Origin of the sequence: Anabaena sp. UHCC 0204 (genome assembly GCF_009711975.1) — a bacterium.
GTDB lineage: Bacteria > Cyanobacteriota > Cyanobacteriia > Cyanobacteriales > Nostocaceae > Dolichospermum.
Genome location: NZ_VIKW01000003.1, coordinates 75,899 through 97,154, shown reverse-complemented (window position 1 = coordinate 97,154; position 21,256 = coordinate 75,899). Strand labels below are relative to the sequence as shown.

General features: G+C 34.9%; 26 protein-coding genes. 11 read left to right on the top strand and 15 right to left on the bottom strand.

Going from position 1 to position 21,256, the window contains the following annotated elements; genetic code table 11:
- Positions 1-10: 10 nt before the first annotated feature.
- Positions 11-910, bottom strand: a complete 900-nt coding sequence (locus tag FJR04_RS03300; protein WP_168492128.1) for a hypothetical protein — start codon at positions 908-910, stop codon at positions 11-13.
- A gap of 318 nt (positions 911-1,228) precedes the next feature.
- Between FJR04_RS03300 and FJR04_RS03295 the strand changes: the two genes are divergently transcribed.
- Both FJR04_RS03295 and FJR04_RS03290 read left to right on the top strand, forming a co-directional pair.
- On the top strand, positions 1,229-2,701 hold the full coding sequence (locus FJR04_RS03295) for a TldD/PmbA family protein (RefSeq protein ID WP_168491787.1): 1,473 nt from the start codon (positions 1,229-1,231) through the stop codon (positions 2,699-2,701).
- A gap of 173 nt (positions 2,702-2,874) precedes the next feature.
- Complete coding sequence (locus FJR04_RS03290; protein ID WP_168491785.1) at positions 2,875-4,215, top strand: TldD/PmbA family protein; 1,341 nt, start codon at positions 2,875-2,877, stop codon at positions 4,213-4,215.
- A gap of 124 nt (positions 4,216-4,339) precedes the next feature.
- Here the strand turns inward: FJR04_RS03290 and FJR04_RS03285 are convergent, their stop codons facing one another.
- The 4 genes from FJR04_RS03285 to FJR04_RS03275 form a co-directional block, all read right to left on the bottom strand.
- Entirely contained in the window at positions 4,340-5,257 is a 918-nt protein-coding gene (locus FJR04_RS03285) for a YbhN family protein (RefSeq protein WP_168491783.1), read from the bottom strand.
- A gap of 30 nt (positions 5,258-5,287) precedes the next feature.
- The gene (locus tag FJR04_RS26035; RefSeq protein ID WP_254445188.1) at positions 5,288-5,401 is read right to left on the bottom strand and encodes a transposase; all 114 of its coding nucleotides are present in this window, start codon (positions 5,399-5,401) and stop codon (positions 5,288-5,290) included.
- An 11-nt stretch (positions 5,402-5,412) separates the two neighbouring features.
- Positions 5,413-5,631, bottom strand: a complete 219-nt coding sequence (locus FJR04_RS26030; protein ID WP_371717170.1) for a hypothetical protein — start codon at positions 5,629-5,631, stop codon at positions 5,413-5,415.
- Positions 5,632-5,793: 162 nt separating this feature from the next.
- A complete protein-coding gene (locus FJR04_RS03275; protein WP_168491781.1) occupies positions 5,794-6,375 on the bottom strand; it encodes a Uma2 family endonuclease in 582 nt (193 codons plus the stop codon).
- A 376-nt stretch (positions 6,376-6,751) separates the two neighbouring features.
- On the opposite strand from FJR04_RS03275, the gene FJR04_RS03270 reads away from it, so the two are divergent.
- The 5 genes from FJR04_RS03270 (at position 6,752) to FJR04_RS03250 (ending at position 8,815) form a co-directional block, all read left to right on the top strand.
- Positions 6,752-7,207, top strand: a complete 456-nt coding sequence (locus FJR04_RS03270; protein WP_168491779.1) for a hypothetical protein — start codon at positions 6,752-6,754, stop codon at positions 7,205-7,207.
- A 95-nt stretch (positions 7,208-7,302) separates the two neighbouring features.
- Positions 7,303-7,620: a hypothetical protein gene (locus tag FJR04_RS03265; RefSeq protein ID WP_168491777.1), complete on the top strand. Its 318-nt coding sequence runs from the start codon at positions 7,303-7,305 to the stop codon at positions 7,618-7,620.
- Complete coding sequence (locus FJR04_RS03260; protein WP_168491775.1) at positions 7,617-7,979, top strand: aspartyl protease; 363 nt, start codon at positions 7,617-7,619, stop codon at positions 7,977-7,979. The genes FJR04_RS03265 and FJR04_RS03260 overlap by 4 nt, the downstream gene beginning before the upstream one ends.
- A 93-nt stretch (positions 7,980-8,072) precedes the next feature.
- The gene (locus tag FJR04_RS03255; RefSeq protein WP_168491773.1) at positions 8,073-8,387 is read left to right on the top strand and encodes a hypothetical protein; all 315 of its coding nucleotides are present in this window, start codon (positions 8,073-8,075) and stop codon (positions 8,385-8,387) included.
- A 5-nt stretch (positions 8,388-8,392) separates the two neighbouring features.
- Entirely contained in the window at positions 8,393-8,815 is a 423-nt protein-coding gene (locus FJR04_RS03250; protein WP_168491771.1) for an HNH endonuclease signature motif containing protein, read from the top strand.
- Positions 8,816-8,882: 67 nt separating this feature from the next.
- On the opposite strand, the gene FJR04_RS03245 is transcribed toward FJR04_RS03250, so the two are convergent.
- A complete protein-coding gene (locus tag FJR04_RS03245) occupies positions 8,883-9,218 on the bottom strand; it encodes a XisI protein (protein WP_168491770.1) in 336 nt (111 codons plus the stop codon).
- Complete coding sequence (locus FJR04_RS26575) at positions 9,206-9,373, bottom strand: element excision factor XisH family protein (protein WP_168492127.1); 168 nt, start codon at positions 9,371-9,373, stop codon at positions 9,206-9,208. Before FJR04_RS26575 ends, FJR04_RS03245 begins: the two co-directional genes overlap by 13 nt.
- A 383-nt stretch (positions 9,374-9,756) precedes the next feature.
- Between FJR04_RS26575 and FJR04_RS03235 the strand changes: the two genes are divergently transcribed.
- Together FJR04_RS03235 and FJR04_RS03230 are read left to right on the top strand one after the other, a co-directional pair.
- Complete coding sequence (locus tag FJR04_RS03235) at positions 9,757-10,386, top strand: hypothetical protein (protein WP_168491768.1); 630 nt, start codon at positions 9,757-9,759, stop codon at positions 10,384-10,386.
- Between the two features lie 108 nt (positions 10,387-10,494).
- Positions 10,495-11,907: an HNH endonuclease gene (locus FJR04_RS03230; protein ID WP_168491766.1), complete on the top strand. Its 1,413-nt coding sequence runs from the start codon at positions 10,495-10,497 to the stop codon at positions 11,905-11,907.
- 11 nt (positions 11,908-11,918) lie between these two features.
- Here FJR04_RS03230 and FJR04_RS03225 read toward each other — a convergent pair whose 3' ends face one another.
- From FJR04_RS03225 to ahcY, 6 genes are all read right to left on the bottom strand, one after another.
- Positions 11,919-12,248 (bottom strand): XisI protein, encoded by a 330-nt coding sequence (locus FJR04_RS03225; RefSeq protein WP_168491764.1) that lies wholly within the window; start codon positions 12,246-12,248, stop codon positions 11,919-11,921.
- A 28-nt stretch (positions 12,249-12,276) separates the two neighbouring features.
- Positions 12,277-12,693, bottom strand: coding sequence for a putative toxin-antitoxin system toxin component, PIN family (locus tag FJR04_RS03220; RefSeq protein WP_168491763.1), 417 nt, complete (start codon positions 12,691-12,693; stop codon positions 12,277-12,279).
- Positions 12,683-12,904, bottom strand: coding sequence for a hypothetical protein (locus FJR04_RS03215; RefSeq protein WP_168491761.1), 222 nt, complete (start codon positions 12,902-12,904; stop codon positions 12,683-12,685). Before FJR04_RS03215 ends, FJR04_RS03220 begins: the two co-directional genes overlap by 11 nt.
- Positions 12,905-12,958: 54 nt before the next feature.
- A complete protein-coding gene (locus FJR04_RS03210; protein WP_168491759.1) occupies positions 12,959-13,291 on the bottom strand; it encodes a XisI protein in 333 nt (110 codons plus the stop codon).
- Positions 13,279-13,698, bottom strand: coding sequence for a XisH family protein (locus FJR04_RS03205; RefSeq protein WP_168491757.1), 420 nt, complete (start codon positions 13,696-13,698; stop codon positions 13,279-13,281). The genes FJR04_RS03210 and FJR04_RS03205 overlap by 13 nt, the downstream gene beginning before the upstream one ends.
- Positions 13,699-13,931: 233 nt before the next feature.
- A complete protein-coding gene (ahcY, locus tag FJR04_RS03200) occupies positions 13,932-15,209 on the bottom strand; it encodes an adenosylhomocysteinase (protein WP_168491755.1) in 1,278 nt (425 codons plus the stop codon).
- A gap of 353 nt (positions 15,210-15,562) precedes the next feature.
- On the opposite strand from ahcY, the gene FJR04_RS03195 reads away from it, so the two are divergent.
- Positions 15,563-17,191: a mechanosensitive ion channel family protein gene (locus FJR04_RS03195; protein WP_371717165.1), complete on the top strand. Its 1,629-nt coding sequence runs from the start codon at positions 15,563-15,565 to the stop codon at positions 17,189-17,191.
- A gap of 363 nt (positions 17,192-17,554) precedes the next feature.
- Entirely contained in the window at positions 17,555-17,818 is a 264-nt protein-coding gene (locus tag FJR04_RS03190; protein WP_168491753.1) for a hypothetical protein, read from the top strand.
- Between the two features lie 265 nt (positions 17,819-18,083).
- Here FJR04_RS03190 and FJR04_RS03185 read toward each other — a convergent pair whose 3' ends face one another.
- Together FJR04_RS03185 and FJR04_RS03180 are read right to left on the bottom strand one after the other, a co-directional pair.
- Positions 18,084-19,241, bottom strand: coding sequence for a glycosyltransferase family 4 protein (locus FJR04_RS03185; protein ID WP_168492124.1), 1,158 nt, complete (start codon positions 19,239-19,241; stop codon positions 18,084-18,086).
- Positions 19,242-19,263: 22 nt separating this feature from the next.
- On the bottom strand, positions 19,264-20,433 hold the full coding sequence (locus FJR04_RS03180; RefSeq protein ID WP_168491751.1) for a glycosyltransferase family 4 protein: 1,170 nt from the start codon (positions 20,431-20,433) through the stop codon (positions 19,264-19,266).
- Positions 20,434-21,256: the final 823 nt, after the last annotated feature.

The window sequence follows — 21,256 nt, the reverse complement described above, 5'->3', positions numbered from 1 at the left end:
ACCTCACATATTACAACTCACTCTTATCTGCTTCTTTCTCCGCTGCCTCACTAAACTTTTTATATAGTTTAGTTCTAATCTGTGCTTCTCTATAGCGGCTATGGCTAGGGGATACCTGACTCATTAAATCAGAAGCTCGTTGCCAAGTAGCAGCTAATTCCAACCACTGAGTTGAAGTTATAGCAGTTTTACCAGCGGCTGAAGCTTGGTTAGCAAGTCTCACAGCATCTGCAAATAAATCTGGTGATACATCTGATGGGGTAGAAAGACTTTGATTACCAGTACGGTTTAAGACATCTGGCTTTGTCTGATTTCCTTGCTTCAAAACTTGAGCTTCTTGTAGTATAGTCAAATTTTTTACTGTATCATCTAACCAAAAACGAACTAGCCATAGCAGTAAAATCAGTGAACATAAACCAGAAACGCCTACTATTGCAGTTTTGACTAAACGTTTGTGTTTGTTTTTATTTTTGATTAAAGATTCAAACTGTGGTAAAGTAGGTTTTCCTGATTCTCTATAGAATTCAGTTAAATCTTGAATTAGCTGCTTAAAAAAATTTGGCTGGGTGAGTATTATTTGTTGACACCACAATAATTTATTTTCGCCCTCATCGTTAATTTCCTCTAACCAAAGTAATTGCTCTTCCCGAACAATCCGACTGTTAATATTGACTTTGCGAATATTGCGTGGTGCAATGGACTCCAAAATTTCCTGAATTTTCTGCACTAAAATAGATTGCTCAAGTTGATCTACCGTAGCCGCTTCACACAAAAGCTGTAATACACCATCCGCCAAAATTGCTCTAGTTCTGACACCAGACACAACTAGCCTTTCATTTAAAACTTGAATAATCGCTGCAACACTGCCCTGGTGAGCTTGCCAAGCGATATCATTTATCCTATCTACCATTTGATTTTTAGTGATAGCTCTCACACCCTGACCTGTGAACTAACTTAAGCCAATATACATTTAATTTGTATAAATAGGTCTTTCATCCCTCTATAGTCATTGATTTATCGAGGTTTTCAATTGATTAAGCGTTCTTAGTTGTCAATTGTCAATTATCAATTGTCAATTGTCATTCTGCCTAGACTGAAAACACACAACAATGGCGGAAAACCCTACAGCCTAACTGCTAACAACGGCTTTCATAGATTTGTTAGACTGAGTACACCAGGATTTTTTTCGGTCACATCTGTAGAATAACGCCAGCAGACGAGGCTCTTCATGCTTACAAACACGCTACTTCTCTCAAATCAACTTCCGAATCTCCAATATTCATCCACATCAGAACGATTTGATGAAACCTGGGAAGCCCCACTGGCAACCCTTTTGGGACTAGGACGCGCCGCTGGTGCTGACTTTATTGAATACTTCTTAGAACATCGCAACTACATCAGTTGTTTAGCCGAAGAAGACACCATCACCAGCATTTCCCCCAGTTTAGCCACTGGTGCAGGAGTGCGAGTATTTCGCGGCAAAGCTGACTGCTACGTTAGCACAAATAATCTCACATTTGCTGGTTTAAAAGCCGCCTTAGAAAAAGCTCTTTCCATCTTAGGATTACAACTACCAGGTCCAAGTGCCTTCATCCCCGAAATCAACCTAGAATTACTCAGAGACTACGCCAGCAAACGTGGTAAAGACTCTTGGCTACCCTTGTGTAGTTCTATCCGCGAAATGGGAGAAGTCCTCCTTGATGGTACAGCCCAACTGAATAAAAAAGCTACTCACGTCCAATCCCGTCGCGCTTCCTACTTCCGTGATTGGCAAGAAGTATTAGTTGCAGCCAGTGACGGCACATTTGCCCGTGATATCCGCCTCACCCAGTCCGTCGGCTTTAACCTGCTTTGTGCTGACGGTGCTAACCGTTCCTCCATTGGTGAACGGGCTGGTAACACCAGTGATCCTAACTTCTTGAAAACCTGGGATTATCAACAAGCCTCCGAACAAATCGCCGAATCAGCCGGTAAAATGCTTTATGCAGATTACGTAGAATCAGGAACTTACCCGATTATCATGGCCAATCACTTTGGCGGCGTAATTTTCCATGAAGCTTGCGGACACTTGTTAGAAACCACCCAAATTGAACGCCAAACCACACCATTTGCCGATAAAAAAGGTGAAAAAATCGCCCACGAAAGTTTAACAGCTTGGGACGAAGGACGGGCTGATAATGCCTTTGGCACGATTGATATGGATGACGAAGGAATGCCCGCCCAAAGAACATTATTAATTGAAAAAGGTATTCTCAAAAACTTCCTCGCTGACAGAACCGGTTCAGTGCGTACCGGACATCCCAGAACAGGCAGTGGCCGCCGTCAAAATTACACTTTTGCTGCCGCTAGTCGGATGCGAAATACATATATTGATTGTGGAGAACATACAACAGAAGACCTATTTGCCTCCGTTGATAAAGGCATTTACTGTAAGAAAATGGGTGGCGGAAGTGTCGGCGCAACAGGTCAATTTAACTTTAGTGTTGACGAAGCTTACTTAATAGAAAATGGCAAAATTACCAAACCATTAAAAGGTGCTACCCTCATTGGTGAAGCCAAGGAAATTATGAATAAAATTTCCCTATGTTCCCAAGATTTAGAACTAGCTCCCGGCTTTTGTGGTTCAGTTAGCGGCAGCATTTACACCACAGTTGGACAACCCCATATAAAAGTTGATTCTATTACTGTTGGTGGTAGATAACTAAATTTTGGATTTTGGCTTGTGAATACAAAGTATATATGTCTCACGCAGAGACGCAGAGGCGCGGAGAGTAACATGAGTTCATGCCTTAGTAATAATCTAAATAATCACATCCAAAATCCAATTTTAAAACCGCACTTTTGTTAAATCTAAAATCCCAAGTTGATTTGATTATGCCAAAAATACAAGAAATCGCAACTTACGCCCAAGAAAATGCCGACAAACTTGGCATTAAGAAGTTTGACATTTACGGCTCAACAGTAGATGATACCAGCGTTCAAGTTGACCAAGGTGAACCCAAACAAGTTAAAGCTTCCAATCGTTCTGGAGTAACAGTTCGAGTTTGGAACGAGGAAAATACAATGGGTGTTACCAGCACTACAGATGTAGATCCTCAAGGATTAGAATTAGCTTTAAAAACAGCTTATGAAGCGAGCTTTTTTGGTGTGAAGGAAAATGTTCCTGATTTTAGTCCAGAAGCAACTATTCCTATCCCCAATACACATCAAGAAAAAGCCCTCCAAGCACCTGTTTCTGAACTGATAGAAAAGCTATTAGTAGCAGAAAAGGAATTGTTAGCAACTCATCCTGCTATTAAGGGAGTACCTTATAATGGGTTAGCACAAAGAGATATTGACAGGTTTTATCTCAATAGTGAAGGGGCTTTAAGAACTGAGTCTCATTCTTTAGCTTCTATTTATTTGTATAGCAAAACTGAGGAGGAAGGGAAAAAACCCCGCAGTGGAGGTGCTTATCGAGTCAAGGAAAGTGTAGCTGATTTAGATATTGCTGGTTGTATAAAGGAAACTGCTGAGAAAACTATCAGTCATTTGCATTATGAAAAAATCAAAACTGGTAAATATCAAGTAGTTTTCTCTCCTGAAGCTTTTTTAAGTTTGTTGGGGGCTTTTTCTAATTTATTTAATGCCCAAAGTATTCTTGATAATCAAAGTTTATCGAAAACTGATGATATTGGTAAAGAACTTGCTTCACCTTTACTTTCAGTTTATGATGATGCTTTACACCCGGCTAATATTGGTGCAGAAAGTTTTGATGGTGAAGGAACACCAACCCGGCAAATTAAGTTAATAGAAAAGGGAATTTTAACTAGCTTTTTGCATAGTGCGGGAACTGCTAAACGGTTAAATTCTCAACCTACAGGTAATGCTAGTATTGGCGCAAAAGTGAGTGTCAGTCCTAATTTTTATCACGTTTTTGCAGCAGGAACTCCTGAAAAAGAATTGAGTTTAGAAACTGCGGAAAATGTGATTTTAATTGATGATTTACAAGCTCTTCATGCGGGTGTTAAGGCTTTACAAGGTTCTTTTTCTTTGCCTTTTGATGGTTGGTTAGTTAATAAGGGTGAGAAAATCAGTATTGAATCAGCAACGGTAGCTGGTGATTTCTTGGAACTTTTGAAATCTATTGTTTATGTAGAGAAAGAGGTGGAGTTAACACCTGGAGGAGTTTCTCCCAGGGTTTGGGTAAGTGAACTTTCTATTACTGGAGATTAAGAAATAAATACCCCACTTACGTTGAAAAAATTGTAGGTTGGGTTGAGGAAACGAAACCCACCTTTTATTTACTTTATATCTCACGCAAAGGCGCAAAGGAAGAAAGGGAAGCATTGGAAATTATTTAATTGCTAATTCGTTCATGTAACCAAGCTAAACCCGCGCCGACTGTTTCTGCTAAGATGCTAATGAGACGGTAAAGAGCGATCGCACTAATCACTAAAGCTGTCGGAAAATGATTTTGTAATAGTAATATGGCTGTGGTTTCAAATACGCCTAAACCACCAGGCGCACCAGGAATAATTAACCCCAATACCCACGCACAACTAAAAGTCCCCACTAATAAGGGAATTTGCGCCCAATTCAAGGAATTTAAGGCCAAGATAGTTAAAATAAAACCAGCAGCACGTAACCCTAAAAAAACCAACTCTCCTAATAAGGGTTTAAGGGGATAGTCTTTAATTATAAAACTATTAATTAACTGTTTTTCTTGATGAGATTTTTTATTTTTCCACCTATCTAAAAGTTGAATGGCTGGATTTAAAAATCGGGGATGAAGTATACCTAATACAATTATTAACATCAGAAATTGCAGAATATATAAATTAAAATTTACATTGTTAACAAGAAGTTGGCTACCAAATAAAACAATAATAATTAAAGCTGCTGCTAACATTAATAATGGTTCTAATAAAACACTTAATGTAGCAATATTTGTCGGAATGTTAGCATTTTTAGCTGCTATAATTCTCCCATAGTAATGCCAAACATTACCAGGTAAATATTTTGCAATATTCGTTTTTAAATAAACTTGAATAAACTCAATAGAAGATACAGATTGATTTAACTCCTTTAGTACCCAAGTCCAAATCCAACCCGCCCAAATATGTGCTAGTAAAGTTACACTCGTAGCAGTTGTTAATATTAACCATCCTGTGCTATTAATCCGAATAGCACTCACTTCCAACCAATTATCTTTAAGGGCTTTTAACAAAAAAAACAGCGTTCCCCCTAAAATTAACCAACGTAAAATTTTCTTCATTATTTTTCTAATTCAGCCTTGAGATTATTCTTATATTAAGCCAGATACATATATGGTTCTTCGGTACTTGTTATGTGTATCTAGTTCTTTATTTATCTGTGTCATTACATGAAATCTATCGGCTACAACTTGAGCATTTGGCATTAATTCTGTTACTAAATGTCTTTTGTTACTATACCTTTTGCTGCTACACTATGAATATCATTTTCTAAAACTTCTTGTATTGTCTTATGTGCAAGGCGGTTTGTAAAAGATATTTTCTTTTTTACAAAATCTAAATCTTCACTAAACGGTTTTTTAGATTGTTCACATTTAAACTGTCGGTGATTAACTTCTAAAAATACTTCTTTTTCTCCAAAAGGGAGGTCTTTAATAATATGCCTATGATTTTGATGTAATTTATGACTGGTTGTGCCATAACAACTACCGAAGAGCCATTATTTAATGTTGAAAAAAGCCTATGCCTATGCACTTTTAAAGTGGAAAGGTTATTCTCTTCCAGATTTTGAGCAATTAGTATAATACCATATCATCTTTTATTTACTCAAATTAGTAGTAAAAGTAACGTCTTCATAAACATTAGTTAAATGAACAGAAAAATTCACACTCTTTAATTCTAATTCTTGATTTCCTTTATAACTATAAAGTTCCCATCTTCCTTCAGTATTACGCCGAAAACAATCAATTCGTTGACGATTTTGACTAACTAAAACATATTCTTGCAAAGTGTCTAATTCTTGGTAATCACTAAATTTATCACCTCTATCTAAGGCTTCTGTAGAAGGTGATAAAACTTCAATGATTAAACTCGGATATCGTTTAAAATATTCAAATTGTGTATCTCTTGAATCGCAAGTTACCATAATATCAGGATAATAGAAAATATCGAGAGATTCAATTCTCGCTTTCATGTCAGCGACGTAAAGACGGCATCCTGTACCACGAATATGGTTTCTTAAAAGGGCGACTAAGTTAGCGGTAATTGTCACATGAGCGTCACTAGCACCAGCCATTGCGTAAATTTGCCCTTGGATATATTCATGTTTAATAGGGCTGGATTTTTCAGTTTCTAAATATTCTTCTGGGGAAAGATAAGGATGAAATTGGCTAAGAGTCATATATGGTTACGGTTAGCATGAGATGATTGGGTGGGAATCTTTCTAGTAAGTAGGCAGGCAAAATTAATTATATAAAAGATTTGGATTTAATGTAGGGGTAGCGCCCCCGTGCCTACCCCGGTATTTGGGGCAACCACAGGGGGTTTGCCCCTACAAAATTGATTGATTTAGGGATTTTTAAAATGTTCAATTTATTTTGCATTACTACTTATAGCAATTGTTATGAATATTTTTGTCTTACGCAGAGACGCAAAGGAAGAATTGCAAGAACAAAGGTTTTTGTAATGTTACCTATTGACAAATAATAATGACTACGTATAATAGTACGTAATATCATCTTCAGATTAAGTCAGCGTTTCTTGAAAACGCAGGTATCATGTCAATGGCAATTTTTAGCAATGCTTACTCAGATGAGTTAGTGACAGCCACTGAGTTGAATCGTCAACCTGGACGAATTCTAGATAAAGCTTATGAACACCCAATTACTATTACTAGAAATGATCAATCTTTTGCCCTGTTGCGTCGTGAGGATGTGGCTTATCTTGTGAAAGGGGTAACACAAAGTAAGGCTGTTTTTGAGGTGTTATCGGTGGCGTTTCGGTTGTTATTGGGTCAAAAAATAGGTTCTGAACATCCTTATGGATGGTTGAGCGTATTTGATGCTGATGAATTGCAAGATTTTATTAAAGAAGTGAGTGAGGCTTTTCGCTTAACTGATACTTCTAATGAGGCTTGGGATTTGATTGATGCTATTATTCATGAATGGCATGAAAGTTCTATAGCTATTAGTAGTCCTGAGTTAGCAGCAGCTTTTAATGATGAAAATAAATAGGGGAAATCATGTTAAAATTTATGTTTAAATAATGGTAATAGTCGCAATTAAGCACAATTTAAGTTAAGATAATAACTAGAGTTCAAGTTAATAGTATGACTCACATAACATCAAAAAAAGTGGTAAGAAGAGGAAGAATTTTTCCTGAATTGACTATATCACCAGAAGAATTAGCTAGACGAGAAGCGGAAGATGAAATATTTTATCAACGTTGTCGGGCAATTTTTGAGCGTGTCCGTTCTGAATATATTGAAAGTCACTATGGCTGGTATATTGGCATAGAACCAAATAGTGGTGAATACTTTCTTGATCAAGATAATATTCAAGCTCATAAAAAAGTTCTTGAAAAATACCCAAATGCTAAAAATTATGTGTTTTGCTTAAATGAAACAGGAACGACTGGGAGAATATGATTCAGGGAAGTTTTGGTGGTGAGGGGCAGCTATTCTTTGAAATTGATTTGATTACTGCTGATGGGTTAAATTTGCCTGTAGATGCGATGTTAGATACAGGATTTACCAAGTTTATGGCAATTAATACTCAAGATTTGGATGGACTTGATTGGGTTTTTCTTGGTAATGAACCTATGCAAACAGCACAAGGTGAATCAAGATTTAATATCTATTTAGGTAAGGTAATATTGGCTGGACAAGAGTATGAAATTCCTGTTCATGTGGGGGATAATATTACGGAAGTTTTATTAGGTTCTGAATGGTTGAAGTTTTTGCGTTTGGTGGTGGATTTTCCAGAGGGTATTTTGACTTTGGGTTGAAGATTTTGATTTCGCGCAAAGACGCAAAGGAGCAAAGACGCAAAGGAAGAGAAGTGTTATAAAATATATATAGGTCAAATACCAGGATAAATTATGACTACACAAATTAATGCTCCTCCTGCTGTTGATTATGCACCTCTGGAATTACAAGGGGAATTAATGGCTATGCAAGAATTAACTATTGAGGATTTACTAACTATTGCTGAAAGTCAAGTTCCAGAAAGTCAGCAAGAATTACATTTACAACTTTTAGAAAAAAATCAAAATAATCAATTAAGTGAATCAGATAAGTTATTATTGAAATCTCTGCGAGTGAGTGCTGATTATTTAATGTTGAAAAAAGCTTATGCTTATGCACTTTTAAAGTGGAAAGGTTTTTCTCTTCCAGATTTTGAGCAATTAGTATAATACCAGTGTCATCTATTTCTAAATCTCTTCGTCAACAAGTTATTAATGAGGCTGGCTATAGATGTGAATATTGTCGCACTTCTAGCCGTTTAACAGGTATGCCTTTAGTTATGGATCATATTTTGCCTAGTTCTTTAGGGGGAAATGATGAGCGAGAAAATTTATCTGCTTGTTGTTATCGTTGTAATGAATTTAAAGGAGCGAAAATAACTGTTAATGATCCTGTAACTAATGAATCTGTATCTTTGTTTAATCCTCGTCAACAAGGATGGTTAGATCATTTTCAATGGGCAAATGGTGGTACTCATATTATTGGGATAACTGCTATTGGCAGAGGTACGGTTTTAGCTTTAAGATTAAATAATGAGGATGTTGTCCAAGCTAGGGCAATTTGGATTAGTTTAAGTTGGCATCCTCCTGATAATTAATGATGGGATTTTTTGGGTTTTTATCTCACGCAAAGGCGCAAAGACGCAAAGGAAGAATTGTAAGGTTTTAAGTAACTGCAAATTCTGTATATTGTCTGATATCGGCTGGCTGGAAGGCTAAAACTATTTGATTTTTAGGAATACCAGCGTTAACAAGTTCGTTGGCTATACCGTATTCTGTTCCGTCTCTTTGAATCCAGATTTTATCGTTGATTATGTCAATATGAACTAAGCAACCATGCACTCGTTGATTATTTTCCCAGCCTAATGTGAGTAGTAGGTAATGGTTGGCGGTTTGATCTATTATTAGTTGTCTTTCTAGTTCCCCGTAAGCGTAGGGAAGTTGGGAATATTCGGTTAAGATTTTTTGAATGATTTGGCGATAATTTTCTAAGGTATCCATTGCAGTATAATCTCTTGTTTGGAGTCGAAGACAAGTAAACAAAGGCGTTGATTTTCTAATAATATTTTACCAACTGGTTCTTGAAATAGTTCTGAGTAGGTTTCTTGACGAATAGCGAGATATAAGCGGCGTTCAGGTTCTAAGCGTGTGAGAATGTCGTAATATTATTAATACTTATTATTTATTTTATTTTAAATAAGAAAATTAAAAGTAATATAAAATGTGAGATATATAAAATATTTCACTTTTTATGAATATCTTAGAAACCGCTTTCTGATTCAATAATCTTCCTAATTGAATTGAATTTATTTTATTTATCTCAAACGTTTTAGATTTAACACAAGTAAAATACGTCAAATATTTTAAAATACAAAAGTTTAAATTCTTGTAAAATTATTGCTATTCAATGATTTTCAGTATTTTAAGTATTTTATTTATATTTCACCTTGACTTTTACTTTAAAATTTTGTACTTTATATTTAAAGAAAAAAGTTAATTGATTACCCATTTTGCAAAAAAATATAAGGAATAAACAGAGATGTGGAACAAGTTACTCCAAATATCCTATGATTTTTTAGCTCGAAAACGTGAAATTTTTGTCAAAGACTGGGACACTTTTTTAATGATTAGTATTTTATGTATTTTGTTTGGAGCGAGTATAAATTATTTGTTTAATAAGCGAAGAATAGATATATTAAAAGAGCAAGCTGAACTTGCAGAAAAAAAGTTAGTAGAAAAGAATGAGTCAATACAAAAGTATGAACTAGAAATAAAACAATTGACAGAAGAGAATAATACATTAAAATTGCGAGAGCAGCCACTTAACTGGAAAGAATATGCTCTTGATTTAGTTGATAAACTCAATCAATTTGCAGAACATATAAAAAAAGAAGAGCATATCTTGTCTTTAAATAAAAGTAATGAAGAAGATAATTTAAAGCTATTATATAATTTTCGTCATCGTAAGAGTAAAGAATACCGAGATAACTTAAAATATGAAGTCAAAAAGGTTAGATGTATTTTATTAAAGGAATCAAACAACATTGAAAAAGTTGCCGATTATAAAGATTCTCTGGCGCAAGAAATACTTGATACGAGTGGTTATATTGATATAGAACAAATTAAGGAAATTAAAAATGAAATAGAAACACTTGCTAGATTATTGTGAAAATAAATTTAACAAACAACTAAATGAGATATCTAAAAAGTGATATACTCTTGCAAATAGGTCTAATTTTAAAGTTAAATACTCTTTACAAAATAAAGGATAATACTTATGGTTGTTAATACTGATTCAAGCAATTGGCAATATAAAACTCTTATATCCCATCCAAAAGACACTCCTGCTATATGGGTTTATGGAATTTCTATTACACCTGATAATAAAAAGCTAGTAAATGCTTATGGTGGTGCAATATTTATTTGGGATTTAAAAACAGGAGAATTAGATCATTTTATTCATGAACATTCACAATGTATTTTAAATTTAGTAATTAGCCCTAATGGAAAAAATATAGTTACTGGTAGTTTAGATAAAACTGTTAAAATTTGGGACTTACAAACTGGTGAATTAATAACTACTTTTATTAAACGTGCAGATCCTATCAATTATGTTGCTCTTAGCTATGATGGAAAAATTATTGCTTGTGGTGGAACTAATAAATATAAAAGTGTTGGAGGTAAAAATACAACAGTTTATTTGTGGGATATAGAGACAGAAGAATTAATATCTACACTGACTGGACATTCTCAAAGAATTAATTGCATTGCTTTTTCGCCCGATAATAAAATTATTGTTACTGGTAGTTCTGACAAAACAATCAAAGTATGGGATATAAATAAACAACAATTACTCTACACTCTTACAGAACATGGTTCATCCATAATTGACTTGTTAATTCTTCCTGATTGTGAGACTTTAGTTAGTAGTGGTACTGCTGGAATAAGATTTTGGAGCTTAGAAACTAGACAGTTACTCTATACTTTATCTGAAGATTCGTATTGTGTTCGTTCTTTTGCTATAAATCATAAATATCAAATATTTGTCAGTGATAATTCCCAGGAAATCAGGATATGGAATCTAAGGACAAAAGAATTAATTCATACTTTAGAATTTTCAAATGTAGTTAGTATTACCTTGAGTTGTGATGGAAAATTGCTTGCAGCTGGTAATGCACTGGGTGAAGTAAGAGTTTGGGAAATTCCTGAAGATTTTTTAAGACAAATAGAAAGAGACAATAAAATAAATTCATTTATAGATAATTTTGATCCAGACAATTTAGAAAAGGTAAAAGATCGGATACTTGTATCTATTCTACGTCGTCAGGGACAATCTTCATTTCGTGAAGAACTAATGCAAATTTACAATTGCCAATGTGTAATAACTGGTTGTAATGTAGAACAAGTTTTAGAGGCTGCTCATATCACTCCCTATAGTGTCTCTAACAACAATGATCTAACAAATGGATTACTATTAAGAGCAGATATACATACACTATTTGACTCGCATTTACTTTCAATTAATCCAGATAAAATGACTATAGAAATATCACTTAATTTAAAGAATACTCCCTATGATGATTTAGCTGAAAAACATATACTACTTCCAGAAAATAAAGATTATAAACCCAATAAACAAGCTCTTGAGCAGCATTATCAGCTTTTTTGCGAAAAATACAATTGTTTATAGGATACAAAAATCTAAACTGATGCAAAACCAGTAAACTGTCTCATATAAGGTGGCTTAAAACCTAAAACAATATCCGTTTTTGGCACTCCTAAATCTACCAACTCACTAGCTACCCCTTCCTCAGTAAAATCTCTCTGAATCCAAATTTTTCCATCTCTAATATCTACATGAATAATTGTCCCATAAGCCCTTTCGTTATTTTCCCATCCTACATGAACTACTAAATAACTATTTCTTTCACAATCAAAAATTAACTCCTTTTCTGTTACTTTGGAAGTATGATTTTCTGTATGTCTTGCTAATACAGTTTTGACCAATTCAGGATAATTCATTCCTTCCATAAAACAATTTGAATAATATAAGTATAATTTAATCAAGGTTTAGAAAGTCTCTCGGAGTAATGACCTTATTTTGATATTCGACTAGATTTTTAAGTGATAAAAGGTCTTGATCTCCTGTAATCAAAAATTCGGCATTGGAATCTTTTGCGAGTTCTAAAAATTTGTTATCATCTGGATCTCTACAGATTTCTACTTGAGTTCTAATTTCTATAAATTTGCTATATTTTTTGACTATTTCTAAAAAATCTTCCCGTTCTTCATGTGAGATATATTTATCAAATTTGGGTTTGTAAATGCGTGTTTTTAATTCTTGATAGGTTTCCTCACTTTGAGCTATTTTGAATTGTTTATAGGCTTTATCTAGGGCTTTACGGGCTGTTCCATCTGGACTGAGTGCAGCACTAACTAAAACGTTGGTGTCAATGACAATTAATTTATGATTCATCAGCTAATAATTCTTCTAAAATTTCTTCTGTAAGTCCTTTTGCTTGAGCATTTCTACCGATTCTATCAAAAACAGTCAATAAATCTTCTTCTTGCTTTTTTGGTGAGTTGATCTTTATTTGTTGGATAATTTCTTCTTGTTCTTGTGCGGGAAGTTGTAAAACAAGATTAAGAATTTGCTCGAAAGTTAGAGGATAGGTTTTTTGTGTCATGGTAGGTTCTTAAGTATCAATAGCTGAAAATCCTGTAAATCTTGATTCAGATATCTAAACTGATGCAAAACCAGTAAACTGTCTCACATAAGGTGATCTAAAAGCTAAAACAATATCTGATTTCGGTACACCTAACTCTACTAATTGATGAGGAATTCCTTCTTCCGTAAAATCCCTTTCAATCCAAATTTTTCCATCTTTAATACTAATATGAATGGGACAACCATAAATTCTATTTTCATCTTTCCATCCTGTATATAGTAATAAATAAATATCCCGTTCTGTATCAAAGACAATTTCTGTATTTTCTAAATCTTCCTCTGCTTGGTCTTTTGCGTATTTAGAGATAATATCTTTTACTATCTCTTGATAATTTAAGGTTTCCATAAGACTATTTCCTCCTTGTTAATATCAAAAACTAATAATTTAATCTCATAAGTTTGTAAAACAGTTTGAATGAAACTATCAGTAAAAAACTCTTGATATATATCTTGAGATATAGCTAAATATAATATTCTTTCAGGGTCTTGCTGTCCTAATGCTATCCTATAATTTAAAAATTGACCAATAGCTGTATGAAATTCAGAAATAGCTGAAAGTCCTATAAAACTTTTTACTTCCACCGCTATCTTTTGATTATCTTTTTCTGCACCAATTAACTTTTCTGCTCCTAAATCTATCCTAATTTTAACTAATGCTGTCAGTCGAAAATATAAAGGATCATCAGTAACTAACCAACCATCTTTTTCTAAAGCTAACCTAACTGCATTGTGAAAAAAATCTTTCGCTGACATACAAACTTACAATAACACCCTCCCCTTATTATATCCTCTCTCCGTGCCTCTGCGCCTCTGCGTGAGAAATAAAAAAAAGTAATCCCAGTGCAAAATTACCTCTTCTCTTCTTCTTCCCTTCTTCCTTCGCGCTCTTCGTTCCTTCGTGGTTCATTAAATAAATCCATAACACAAAACGAGAAAAAAAGGGATAAGCAAAACGCCTATCCCCAAAAAATCAACTAATTAATGACTTACGTTCCAGATTGCCAAGAATTGATATAGTCAATTTGATCCGCTGTCAAACTATCAATGAAAATGCCCATAGCTTGCAACTTCAAACGAGCAATTTCTTCATCCACTTCTCTAGGAATAGAGTGCAAACCAGCAGCTAAACTACCCTTATTCTTCACCAGGTATTCAACAGCCAAAGCTTGGTTAGCAAAACTCATATCCATAACTGCGCTGGGGTGTCCTTCAGCAGCAGCCAAATTAATCAAACGTCCTTCTCCAAGTACAACAACGGATTTACCACTTGTCAATTTATACTCTTGGGTAAAAGGACGGACATCCTTGATTTCCTTAGCATTAGCGGCTAAATATTTCAAATCAAGTTCCAAATCAAAGTGACCAGAATTACAAACAATTGCACCGTCTTTCATCACATCGAAGTGTTCACCCCGAACGACGTGCTTGTTACCTGTCACAGTAATGAAGATATCACCGTGAGGCGCTGCTTCTGCCATTGGGAGGACGCGGAAACCATCCATAACGGCTTCAATTGCCTTGATGTGGTCAATTTCGGTAACGATGACGTTTGCACCCATGCCACGGGCGCGGAGGGCTGTTCCCTTACCACACCAGCCATAACCGACAACTACAATAGTTTTACCAGCTAACAAAATATTTGTAGCGCGGATAATTCCATCTAAGGTAGATTGACCAGTACCATAGCGGTTATCAAAGAAGTGCTTGGTGTCTGCGTCGTTGACGTTCATCGCGGGGAAAGTGAGAACGCCTTGGTTAAACATGGCGCGTAACCGCACAATACCTGTGGTGGTTTCTTCGGTGCTACCAATTAAATCTGCAATTTGGTTTTGACGATGTTGAACTAATTCTGCTACCACGTCGCTACCGTCATCAACAATGATGTTGGGGCGATGATCTAATGCGATTTGCACGTGGCGGTTATAGGTGGCGCTATCTTCGCCTTTTTGAGCAAATACGGAAATTTCATGATCAGCTACAAGACTGGCTGCTACGTCATCTTGAGTTGATAAAGGGTTACTAGCAATTAAAACTGCATCAGCACCACCGGCTTTAAGAGCGATCGCTAAATGTGCAGTTTCTGTGGTCACGTGGGCGCAAGCTACTAAGCGCAATCCTGCAAATGGCTTTTCTTTCTCAAAGCGATCGCGGATTTGCTTCAATACGGGCATTTCTCTTCCAGCCCATTCAATGCGTTGTCTTCCCAAGGGAGCAAGGGCGAGGTCTTTAACCTCGTGCTTTAATCTGGGAGTTGTTGCGGTCATGAAAAATTATCCTTTAAAAAACGAAAAAAGGTCAATAAACCTTAAGGTACTGTAACAAGATTTTCTCACAAGTGGCAAATTTTCGCTGTAATTACCGAATCAGGTAGGCTGCAACAGCAAAAAACCAGCTTTACTGATCACCATTTTTATCTAAGTTGTCATTTTTTCCTAATATCTGCTATTAGTATTATGAACAGATGGGCTATTCATGGCTATCAACATATTTTACCTATCTTTAGATAGAAATAAAGGTCATTTAAGGGAGATTTGACCAAAGGTAGATAATATAATCTGTGTGTTGATAATAACTCTATGAGTACCCAAGAATAGTTTTTACTCAAGGAGGTTTTTGAGTGCGTTTAAAATTTTTGGCAATTGTAGTTTCAATGGCTGTTACCGTTGTCTCTGTTCCAAAAGCTACAGCCCAGATTCCTCTTTTACCCTACTTACAAACTCCTAGCAGTGTGAGTAATGCTTCTGAAAATTCAACAGTTTCCGAATGGATTTATTTAGACGGTCGTCCTTTATTTCAGATTGCAGCCTCAAAAAATGATATTTCCGAAAGGTTACAAAATATCCACCGGAATTTACAGCAAATTAACCGAGATTACTTTTATTCATCAGCGCAAGAACTTAATGTGCAGATTCGTAAAGTTAACGATTTGCCAGTAATTTATGTGAATGACAAATACCTGATGACAGTTAATTCTGAAGATGCTAGATTACGTCAGGTAGACTCTTTAACAATGGCTAATCAAATTGCTGGCGATTTGCAAAAAGAGTTGGAAACAGCTAAGGAAGAACGCCAAACTTCATCTTTACTAAATCAAGGTAGAATAGCAGGTATTCTAGCTTTGGTAATGATTTTATCAAGTTTATTGATATATAGCTGGCAATGTCGTTCTCGAAAAGATTCAATAGAACCAATTTCTTCAGATGAAGATACAGAAAAACCGATTACAAATCAACTAAATCAACAGCAATATCAGCATTTAGCAGAAGTTAAAAAAAGGTTATTGCAATTAACACAAACAGGTATTTGGGGAAGTGGCACTTTTATAATTTTGGGTTTATTTCCCTATACACGAGCATTACAAATGGCGCTGCTTACAGTTGCTAAAATTCCTGTTAAAGTAGGAATTGTACTCTTAGTAACTTACGTAGCAATTCGTTTTAGTTATGCTCTAATTGACAAGTTTACTACAACTTTAATTAGCGGTGGTGCTTTATTAAATTCAGAAACTTCTGAACGAATGCAATTGCGAGTTTCTACATTTTCAGGAGTAACGAAAAGCATTACCACTCTTATTTGGATGGGAATTGGTATTTTATTCGCTTTGATTTCATTAGGGATAGATATAGTTCCTTTATTAGCAGGTGCTAGTTTAATTGGTGTAGCTGTATCTCTAGCTTCTCAAAGTTTAATTAAAGATGCTATTAACGGCTTTTTAATTATTTTAGAAGATCAATATGCCCTTGGTGATGTGATTACTGTAGGAGATGTGGGAGGATTGGTAGAAAACCTCAATTTGCGAATGACTCAAGTTCGAGATGCGGAAGGACGTTTAATTACAATTCCGAATAGTGAAATTAAAGTAGTTGCTAATCTCTCTAGTCGTTGGTCACGGGCTGATTTAACTATACCAGTTTCCTACCAAGCTAACATTGATGAGGCTTTGAAATTAATCGAAAATGTGGCTTGGGATATGAATCAAGATCCACTATGGAAAAAACAAATCATTGAAAAACCGAGTATTTTAGGAATTGACAATTTTAGCGATCGCGGGATGATGATTCGCGTCTGGATTAAAACCCAACCTCTTAAACAATGGGATGTCGCTAGAGAATATCGTCGCCGCTTAAAAGTTGCATTCGATAGCGTCGGAGTTTCCATTCCCGTCCCGCAACAAGCCATTTGGATCAATGATGCACAGTTGTCTAATTACTCAGAATTTCCATCAATTGCAGCACCAGAAAGTTAAACACTATCAGGCATCTTTAATGACCTAATACCAAATTCAGATCAAGCTGCATAGAATTAGAGATTTTAATAATAATTAACCGCAGATAAACACGGATGAATTAATGGATTTGATGATTCTATGTAGCCTCACCTAAAATTGGTATAAATCTTAATTAACCCTCTTTGCTTTCCAAAACAAAATCTGTAGATGCGGTTTATAAGCCGTATCTGCTTTTTTATGCCTTTATGTATCAGGCTGCTTCTCTGATTAGGGGGGAATTTCGATTGTTTTCTTCCCATTTTAGTAAATTTGTACTATACTATAAAAATAGTCTTCAAACCTGGAAAGACTTATAGAAGATGGATTTTAAGGACTATACCTATGATGAAGCATTATATTCTCAGTCTTAACCCCACCGCCAAGCATGAATGGGATCGTTGTATTATCCGTGATCCTTTAACTGCAAAACGTCCAGATATAGCTAAATTAGTTTCTGAAGCTGTAGGTGCAGATACAGGTAATTATTTAATCAGTGTAAATATTGAAGTCACAGTATTAGAACAAGCGGCAACATCACCAGTAGAACAACTTTCCCTACCCTTTCCCGAAGTATCTGTATCCAACAAACTGCGGGAAGCAGCTTAAACAGAACCCTTGTAGAGATGTTCCATGGAACGTCTCTACATTCTTTTTTGGGCGTTGCTGATTAAGAGTATGATTTTGTTTCACGCAGAGGCACAGAGTCACAGAGAGTAAGAGTTTGAAATCATTGATTTTTGAATTTCATACCCTAATTGAGCAACGCCCTTTTTTGGAGATGTCTATTAAAAATCACGTTTATACCTCAAATCAGCAACACCAATTTTTGGAGATATCTAATATCTTGATCTGGAAAAAGAGAGATTTTAAACTAAATTAACTCCTTATCAATTACTAATGATTTTAGCAATTGTTGAATTTGCTGATTAATACTCTTCACATCAAAACGTTCACTAGCACTAATTCTGGCATTATTAGCAATATTTGCTATTTTAGCAGATTCTTGGACACAATTATTAATTACTTGGGCTAATTCTTGAGGTTCTTCTGGTGTAACTAAAAAACCATTAATGCCATCTTCTACTAATTCCATTGCCCCCCCAGAATTAGCTGCAATAACAGGTTTTCCGCAAAGCATACCTTCAACAATAACTCTACCAAAAGGTTCTGGGGCAATTGATGTATGTGCAACTAAATCACACATTGTCATTAATTGGGGAATATCTGTACGAAATCCTAAAAACTTGACTCGGTTTTCTAGTCCTAATTTTATAACTTTTTGGTGTAGATATTTGACATATTCATGTTCACCAAAAAGTGCATCACCTACTAAAATAGCTACCACATTCTGGGGGCATTTGTCAAGTGCATCAATTAAAATATGCTGTCCTTTCCATGGTGAAAGACGGCTAAAATGTCCAATGATAAATTTATCTTCTAACCCTAAATTCTGCCTTAATTTTTGAGTATCTAATTCATTAGTGCGATAATTTTGAGGATCAAATCCATTATAAACAACTTCGATTAAATTTGGTTTTCCTCCAGCTTGTAAAAATGCTATTTTACTCGCTTGAGAATTAGCAATTACTAAAGATGCAAAACGGTTAATTAAAGTAACAGCAACCCGTAAATTAGTTTGGCTAAAATGTTCTGTCGAAAGAATATCATGTAAATGATAAACCAAAGGACGACGCGATAAAAAACTTGCTAAAGCACCCACCACTAAGGCTTTTTGAGTATTAGCATAAATTAAATCATAATTTTGAGCGCGTTGAACCACCTTAAAAATAAGAGGAGTGAGTTGTTTTAAACTACCTAATGCTTGGAAAAAACTGCTATTTTTCCTCACCTTAATTACTTGATTAGTCAAAATATCTACAGGAATTTTATTTTCTTCAAGTAACTTTCTAAAATCACCATCTGCGAATAAACCGACAAGAGCATTTTTTCCATAAGGTTTAGCAATATCTACTAAACACAACTCAGCCCCACCCAGTTTACCACTTTGATCTAAAAATAGAATTTTCATCATCTTATATTGATTTATAACATTAAGCTAGGAGGACATGACGGACTTTTTGAGCAATATTAGTCCAATCAAAATTTTTGATTGTGTAATCACGACATTCTTCTCTAGAAGGTAAAAGCAGTTTACCTAACAGAATTTGTGCTAATTTATCAGCAATACTTTCAATACTAATAGATTCAGTAATTAAATCTGGAGAAAATGCTTGTAAAATTTCTGGCATACCGCCAACTGGTGTACATAAAACCGGAGTTCCACAAGCCAACGATTCAATAATTGCTAATCCAAACCCTTCAAAAGATTGACTTGGCATGACAGTTAAATCAGCCGATTGATAAGCTAGAGGTAAGTGTTCATCAGGTAAAAAACCTAAAAACTGCACATTATTTTCTAAACCTAATTCTCTAACTTGTTGTTGAAGTAAAGGTTGAATATGACCACGACCGGCTATAGCTAACCAGATATCAGGAATTCCTGGTTTAATTATAGCGATCGCTTGTAATAACTTATCAATTCCCATCCGATGAACTAAGCGACGGGAAGTAAATAGTATAGGCCGATTAGTCGGCCAGCCTAGTTTGGTTCTAGCATCATGACGTGATAGATGATTTTGAAAATGATCAATATCAACTCCACCGGGAATAATGTGAATTTTCTGCCAGGGAATTTGGTATTTTTGATGCAAAATCTGACCAAAAGCTTTACTAAGAACAATGAAGCGATCGCACCGATTATAAGTGCTTTGTTCTATTAGCTGCTTTTTTAACCAAATACTCAATTTCTGATTAATTACTTCTTCCTGACTTTCCGCAGCCCAAGGTCCATGGAAATTAAAGGTAATTGGTACTCCTTTAGGTAAAATATCTAAAATTGGAAAACTATATAATGCAAAATGTAGATTAATTGCATCAGGTTTACCTAATCTTGTTTTCTTAAAGTTATTGCGAATTGACCACAGTCTAGAACTAATCTTGGTATCTGGAAAAGCTAGATTAGTTAACTTTATGGGTATATGTTTATTATCTGTAGGTAAACCAACTCCACATAATTCTACTTGGTCTTTATGTGTTGCTAATTTATGCGTGAGTTCATAAACATACCGTTCTAATCCTCCGGGAGTTTTCGGAAACCAACCTGTACCCAAAGTTAGAATAGATGCAGATGCTGAATCCAATTTTGTATCTTTACTTTCCACTTAATTATCTCCTCTTATAGATATAATTTAGTAATCCTATTTGACTGCCAGCATCGGATATCTGACTTTTAGAAAAAGTCAGGGATATTATTGTTCACCAATAATGTATAATTTCTATATTCCTGATTTGCCCCTACCCAAATAACTCATTTCAGCATGATCTTCTAATACAGCACTCAAGATTAAAACCAGTCTAAATATGAAATATATAGCAAAAAAATATATTCATCTAGGAAATAGTCTGTGTTTATAAAAGATACTCATAGACATCTCCAGAAATTAAATATTTCTTATCCACAAACCTTGTCAAGACTTGCTAGAGAACATCTTTAGATTTTGTGGGAAATGTCTAATATAGAGCAGATAGAAGATAGCAAATTTATTTATAAACAATTAATTTTCAAGTGTCAATATTCTTTCAGCAAGAGTTCTTTGTGAACTAAGAAAAATTACTACCTGTAAATATTATACTGAATTCTAAACAAACAGTTTGATATTTGTGGCATAGCCTAACAAGAATTGTCTATCAAAAAAGAATTATTTTTATTAATAAAAATGTATGAAATGTTGCTAATACTTATGAAGTGAGCAATAACAATTATATCTAGAGATAATCAGTATTCATGTATTGAGTATAATTTCTTTTTTTGAAGAGGATATTTAATTAATAAAGTTTTGATGAAATTATCTTCCTAGTTGGATTTATTTGCTAGTTTATGGGATACATTTTAGAAACTGCATGGTTGGTTTAATAAGATATCGAGCGCATCAATACTATTTAATAGTTATCCATTGTTTCTTCCGGATTTTTACGGTCTTATCC